This window comes from Citrobacter sp. Ce119 (assembly GCF_030334525.1).
In the GTDB taxonomy this organism is placed as follows: Bacteria; Pseudomonadota; Gammaproteobacteria; order Enterobacterales; family Enterobacteriaceae; genus Citrobacter; species Citrobacter europaeus.
This window is the reverse complement of sequence record NZ_JAOWDR010000049.1, coordinates 47,807-54,703: the sequence shown is the minus strand read 5'-3', so window position 1 is coordinate 54,703 and position 6,897 is coordinate 47,807. Positions and strand designations below refer to the sequence as shown.

Below are 6,897 nucleotides of genomic sequence, written 5' to 3'. Positions count from 1 at the left end.
AAATAACCAGACTGACATACGCCAGTCTGGCTGAACTTGCCCGGCAGAATCAGCTTAGAAGTTCCATTTCACACCGACCATCGCAGCGCTGTCGTTATAGCCTTTGTCGCCAGCCTGGACCCCGATGTTGCCCCACAGATTAAGACGCGGACTCACCTGTCCTTCCACACCCACTTTTACCTCGGCGATATTTTTCGCCCCATCCTGACGAACATTCACGCCGTCCATGGTCGTACTGAAATCACGTGAATTGTGCAGCCAGTTCAGTTCGGCAAACGGCTGGAATTCACGCTCTTTACCGTTATCCATCTGATGATGGCTCTTAATCCAGGTTTTCAGGCCCAGCCGGGTCTGTACATTGCCGCTACCGTTGCTGGTGATACGGGTGCCGTTGCTTTCCTGATGATCGTCCGCCTTCACGCCCATCCAGACCGCCTGCGCCTGAGGCTGGATGTACCATTCATTCAGCGTGCCCTGACTGCCGGAAAATTCGCCCATTTTCTGGGCATATCCCATTTCCAGCGAAGCGGTCACCCCTTTCGATTTATATGACTCGCCCTGCAGGTCATCGCCTTTAACATTGTTATCAAACCAGCTGTACTGAGCCCAGCTGTCCAGCCAGGCGCCGTTATGCGACGCGTCATTGGCATACCATGTGGCATACACGCCGGTGCTGTAGCCATTGACTGAACCCCGGGAACGATAACCCGTGCGTGATGACCGGGTGTTACTGTGGTCGTTCCCGTAGCCCGCCATCACGCCCAGGTGCCAGCGGTCAAGTCCGTTCTGGCTCCATTGCGCAATGTCGCCTCCCAGCTGCAATACATAACGGTTGCTCTGGGTTTTCAGCTGGCCGCTGCCGTCACGCCAGTTGTTGTGCCCGCCAACGTGGCGCATCCACATACTGGTGACTTTCTGCTCGCCGGTCAGGGCATCGGTATACTGCGTTTCGCCCAGGCGATCGTACAAACGGGTGACGAACATGTTGTTGGCTGCCGCCAGGTTAGCCGTGTAGCTGCCGCCTTCCGGGCGCAGATCTTTATCGGGATCCGGATCCGGATTTGGTTCGGGATCCGGATTGGTTTTGCCGCTGGTCAGATACCAGTTGCCGCTGTTCTCATCCTGACCGCGCCCAAGGCTGTAGTCATATGCCCCTGCCACAATACGGCCAGCCTGGGTGAACTCACCGTCCGATGCGCCATCAACATGAATAACTTCGATCCCATCAATCGTGGCGGCCCCTTTCCCACCGGCGTTGGTGACGCTGACGGAGGTGGTGCCACTGGTATCGCCTTTCACCACCAGCTTATCCGTAACGGAATTGTCATCCCCCAGCGCGGTGTTCAGGGAAAGATGCCCACCATTCCCCGTATAATTGCCATTGACCACCAGCTGGTTACCGGCCTGCTGACCATTCACACCGGTTGCGAGGGTACCGCTGTTAACCAGGTCGCCCCCCACCGTGAACAGGAGGTTGTCGCCGGTCCCGGTTCCCACCTGCAGCACACCGGCGTTATTCACATGACCTGCAACGCCCCCCGTGCCCGAGAGCATCCCCGCAGCCGCAATGTTGACTTCGCTACTGGCCAGCGTGACCGGAGATGTGCCGTCCCCCAGTACCAGGCCGCCCTGCTCAATCTCCGTTTTGCCCGTCCAGGCGGCGTTATTGCCGACGGTAATGGAGCCGGCTCCCAGCTTGGTCACATCGCCGCTACCATAAACCTCGTTATTAAGCTGCCAGTCGGTATTACTGTTCAGCACCAGTGAACCGCCGTTGCTCACCTCTGCGCTGCCCAGATTTTCTGCAGTAAACACGGTGAGCCGGGAATCCGCATCCACAGCAAATTGCCCCGTAAAGGCGCTGTTGTTGCCCACCAGCGCGACATCGCTTTCGCTGAGTTCAACCCGTCCGGCATCGCTGATGCTGTTGTAAAGCGCGCCTGCGGCCTTGCTCATCGTCAGCGTTCCCGCCGCCACAATATCGCCGGTGCCAAGGCCCAGCGTCGTGTTCATCAGCACGCGCGCGCCTTCTGCAATGGTCGTTTTTGCCGTCAGCGTGCTGTTTTCACCGGTGATGGTCAGCGTGTCGCCATTGATGTTTAACGCGCCGCTTCCGGTCAATATCCCGTCGGCTGTGCCACCCTGCTGCAGGGTCAGGCTACCGCCATTGATGTTCAGCAGTGAGTCAGCCGCCGCCGTCAGCTTACCGACAGTCTGGCTATAACCGTTCATGTCAAAACCGGTATCAGCGGCCAGACGCAGTTCGCTGGTCTGTCCCAGAACATTATCGTTTTTCATCAGCAGGTTGCCGCTGCGTACATCGGTGATACCAGTGTAATCGTTATCCATATTCGACAGCGATACCGTCTGCCCTCTGGCGCTGTCAAACGCCAGATCGCCAGTGCCGGTCACGCGGGCGCTGAGATCTGCGGCATTACCGGTATTCCCTTCGGCATTGAGGGTTAGGGCATTATTCCCTTGCGCAAGTAATTCGAGTTGGGTCAGACCATAATTGATGTAAAGTCCATCGCCATTTTCACCACTTGTCAGACGATAATCGTAAACACCATTTGCCACGGTCTCACCATTCTGAGTAATGTGAGATGTCTGGGCATTAGAAACCACATTACCATTCTGATCGACCAGGCTAAGATTCCCAGCACTACCTGTAACCGTGCCGTAGCTATCAGCCAATTTAACCAGGACGTCACCTTCATCCTGCTGGAGCAAAGGTAAAGTTGTGTCAGGATGCTGCGGCGTGTTCTCAAAATCGCCACCAGTACTAATTTGAATTTGCCCGCTACCGGTTAAATTCAGATCGTTTTCCGTCTGAATGAAACGATCGCTAAGCGTATCGCCAGGAGAAACAGCACCAAAAATTAATGTCCCGCCATTAAAGGCCAGACCACCAATGTTTTGTGTTCCAGTTCCAACCGATGTAGCGTTGCCAGTACCCACGGTAAGCGTGGCATTCGTTAACGCAGACGTATTGTCTGCCTCTAATGCGAACAGATTATTATTGAGAATCACATTCCCTGCGAATTCAGAACCCGTGGTATTGCTAAAGTTAAACGCATTACCATTATTATCAGCAACAAGATATCCGGCTCCGGTTAACTTATTATCAAAGCTGAACCCATTGTTTGTTGTCGCGAGCAAGCGTCCGCCACTGCTGATATTTACATCACCGGTACCGAAATTATTCTGCGTAGAGGACACCGCGGTATCCGTTGAAGCAGTGCCCGCTACGTTCCAGTTACCCGCATAGTTTTGGTTAGTACCGGTTATCTGGGCATTACCAGATACGGTTGAATTACCGCTACCTGATAATATGTTATTGAATGCACTGCCATCAGCATAAGCAATATCCAGTCCAGTATTAGTGTTTGGAGCCGTATTAACAGATACCACACCACTTCCCAGTGCTTTACTATCCGCAATGGAAAGTAAACCACCGCTAATTACCGTCCCACCAGTGTAATTTGACACAGCAGCCAGAGTAGTATGTCCTGATTGTTGCTCCACCGCGCCATCGCCATTAATCGCAATATTGAATAAATAGCCTTCAGTACCAGGTTGAGCCTGATTGATGTTATTGAAAATAACCGTATTCTGGCCATCGCCACTCATTGCTATGCTCTTGGCAGCAATAGAGGTAGGGGCACCATACTTAGCATCACCAATATAAAGCTGGGTAGCGCCGCCGGATACACTGTTTAATGTGATATCATTCTCAGCAGTCACTTTTGAAGCGTGCCCCAGGATCACTTTTGTCACGTTGTCAGCGACTGCTGACGATATATTGAAATCACCATTCGTCGTTATGCCCGTTCCTGTTGCATTCAATATCTGAAGACCCGTACCCCCTACGTTTTTACCAACAACATTTATATCTCCACCAACATTTACCACCGTTGAATAAATGCCTGCAGCAGTACTAACAGCATCAATGTTATTGATTTCAACGTTATTACTGAAAGTAAGATCGCCACCAACGTTGATACCATTCGAAGTTGAATTGTTAGTCGCTAAAAAACTACCGTTCGTAGTATCAAGAGACAGATCGCCGCCCACGTTAAGCTGGGAATTGCCCACCATCATGAACGTGCCGCCACTGGTGTTTTTTACGGTCATGTCACCCGTAACATTAATTTCGGCACCCTGCTCTGAAGAACTGGGATTTGCCAGCCATATGCTATTATGATCTGCAGTAAGACTAATGCTTTCTGCAGTTAACCTAGCCATTGCATTCGCTGAACCAAACATCCAGATGGTCGCATCTGTCGCGCCAGTATTCGTTTTAATATCACCAGCAGAGATAACACCGGCAGTCCCCCCGGATTGCTCCGATGTCAACCCTCCTAATTGGGAACCACCAATTTGCAGCATACTATTATTTCCCATTAATAGTGCACCGCTATTTTCCGCTGTTAAACTGCCGCCATTGATCCATATAGATGTATTTTCATTGGCAGGTGGCGCCATATTTATTGTTGGATTGCCACCTGTAATAATAACATCCGCACCGTTATTTACCTGCACAGTAGAGGTTGTGTTCCATTGCAAACCATCATTTATACTATCTGATGAATTGAATTCAGTATATCCATTGATTTCTAACGCATTAACGTTCCCTGATAGTATTAATGTAACAACCGTGCTAACAGCTTTAAGATTAAACAGCATACTGGTGGATTTCGGGGAGAACTGGGTAGTGCTTTTACTTTTCGTTTTACCTTTACCAAACTCCGAAACCACAACCCATAAATTTTGAGCCGAATTCCATATAACACGATAAATCTTGTTCATAATCACCTTCCGAATAAGACCACGAAGCCTTTATGTTTTGGCTAATTATCATGGCGGTACAGCAATGAATATAACGACACTCAACAGATAGCCTCTCTTTTCTGGTCTTTTCCGCAGAAACATTGAGCACCTGTACGGGACGGATACTATTCCCGGCTCACAAAAACATCCATTTATATCGATAGTTTGACGTATTATAGATACTTTATCTTACTTATATGACAAAAACAGTCATTAACACCAATTCAGTTTAATGCTAAGACAAGGCGGTGTTAATGATTTGTATAGATAAATTCCACATAGCTGTTACCACGCTAACTCCACAGCATAAATTTACGAACAAAAAAGTGCAGTTCGTTAGAATTACGTAAATTATATTTTCGCGCAATAGCGATTGTTATCGCCTGGAAAAACTTAACGTCAATTCTTGCTAATTTAGCAGCTTCGCTGACGCTATTTGCAGCCAGTAATAAATGAATAACATATATCTCTCGTCGGGTTAATGTCTTAAGTTGTCTGATGCTTAGTATTTTATCGATTACCTTACGGGAGTGATTTTTTTGTCCCCTGAAGATACATAAACGCCACTTGTAGAAATCATCTGTCATTTCCAAATCTACTAGTGTTCCAAGTAACCGGGAGAGCCATAATCCCCGTGAGATAGTAATTATTCTAGTATCTGTACAGACTGATTCAATTGCACGATAAAGCGCATCCAGTGTAGGAAATGAATCTACATCGCAGAAACACAATATTTTCTCTGTAAAACTCGCTTGCATCAAAGCGTCTATAGAACAACGAAGGTAAGTATCCTGAGTAAAAACAATATATTTTTGTTGCAGCAAACCAATAACTCCTGTCGTTTTCTAATTCCTGAATTTCCGTTCAGGAATCGATACTGTAGATGAGAAATCTTGTAATGTATTTACTTTTAAAATGACACCTTCATTATAATCGGCATGCACAATGTCAGTTATTTATACTAATAAAAAATTAATTTATAGATGTTTTGGCCATAAAGATATCTGGCAGCACAGTCTGTAAAATATAAAATACAAAAAATCCACCATCGTTTCAGTAGATCATACTGTGTTGTTAAGATCAGATCCTGACCGAACTATTGGGAAAATAGTAAATATTGCTTCAAAGGAAGAGATATTTGCTATATCGAAGACAGGAATGAAAAATAGATAACGGGAGGGTTGATAAGAAAGTTCACTGGGTCTACGAGGATACTGATATCGGGTTAAGCCGATAATGAAACTGCCAGCAATCTATACTTAAGCTGCAAACATGAGCACATAAGCCGGGCAATTAAGAATATGTTTCAAGAAGTTGATATACAACGAACGTCTGAGTATAAACCTCTATTAATCAGCTCGTTGTATTGGATATCCAGCAACAAACAATTATGATTAGACTATTTCTAACCAGTGTGGTTAAGCTTGTTGAAGGCCATTCAAATCGTTAAGCATCCGCTTGAGACATTTGATTTTATTCTTATCGCGAACTGACTGTGAAAGCTTACTGAGTTGAAAAAACGTTTTGTCACCAAACCCGTCAATGACTTTGAAGCGATACTCCTGACGCTCGCTGTCCCAGGCGTAAACAATGTTTTTACAATGCAGAGAGTTAATAATGACTCTGGTGCTGACAAACCATGCTAAAAAAGCATTCAGCTTCTGTAATTTACTGTCATCGAGTTCTTTTTTCACGGCGAGCTGATAAAGAGTTTGCGCAATATTGCCATGTTCATCGCACTCCTTCACAGTGATCTGCCCTACTCCTTTGTTTGTTTCAACAAGACCTTCGATCTTTTGCATATAAAGCGAGTCAGTTTGATGGTTAGGCTTGCACTCTTTGAGATCGCGGAAGACTTCACGTAATTTGCTTTTATAGTTAGCTATATCTGAAATAACGATTTTGATCAGCAGCTTGCTATCCTGAGGATGCTGAAAGACGTATCGGTCGTTACCTCTTGCCAGCAAGTCTTCATCTGTCAATACAAGCTCTTGTTTCATAATAGTTTTTGACTCTTACCCTAAGGAAAATGAATTCGCCTCAACTAACCTGCGTCAGTGAGTTCTG

At 47.0% G+C, this 6,897-nt stretch carries 4 protein-coding genes and 1 pseudogene; 1 reads left to right on the top strand and 4 read right to left on the bottom strand.

The window, feature by feature from the left end:
* Positions 1 to 54 precede the first annotated feature (54 nt).
* Positions 55 to 4,134, bottom strand: coding sequence for an autotransporter outer membrane beta-barrel domain-containing protein (locus tag OGV80_RS12460; protein WP_502873997.1), 4,080 nt, complete (start codon positions 4,132 to 4,134; stop codon positions 55 to 57).
* A gap of 85 nt (positions 4,135 to 4,219) precedes the next feature.
* Here OGV80_RS12460 and OGV80_RS24515 point away from each other — a divergent pair, with 85 nt between their 5' ends.
* Positions 4,220 to 4,774, top strand: a complete 555-nt coding sequence (locus tag OGV80_RS24515) for a hypothetical protein (RefSeq protein WP_286515040.1) — start codon at positions 4,220 to 4,222, stop codon at positions 4,772 to 4,774.
* On the opposite strand, the pseudogene OGV80_RS24420 reads toward OGV80_RS24515, so the two are convergent.
* From OGV80_RS24420 to OGV80_RS12445, 3 genes and pseudogenes are all read right to left on the bottom strand, one after another.
* Positions 4,741 to 4,809 (bottom strand): annotated as a pseudogene (locus OGV80_RS24420) (ESPR domain-containing protein); the annotation flags it as partial. The gene OGV80_RS24515 and the pseudogene OGV80_RS24420 overlap by 34 nt on opposite strands.
* Positions 4,810 to 5,123: 314 nt before the next feature.
* Positions 5,124 to 5,654 carry a hypothetical protein gene (locus OGV80_RS12450; RefSeq protein ID WP_087052612.1) on the bottom strand — a complete coding sequence of 177 codons (531 nt, stop codon included), beginning with the start codon at positions 5,652 to 5,654 and terminating at the stop codon, positions 5,124 to 5,126.
* A gap of 594 nt (positions 5,655 to 6,248) precedes the next feature.
* Positions 6,249 to 6,830, bottom strand: coding sequence for a YrbL family protein (locus OGV80_RS12445; protein ID WP_043016676.1), 582 nt, complete (start codon positions 6,828 to 6,830; stop codon positions 6,249 to 6,251).
* Positions 6,831 to 6,897: the final 67 nt, after the last annotated feature.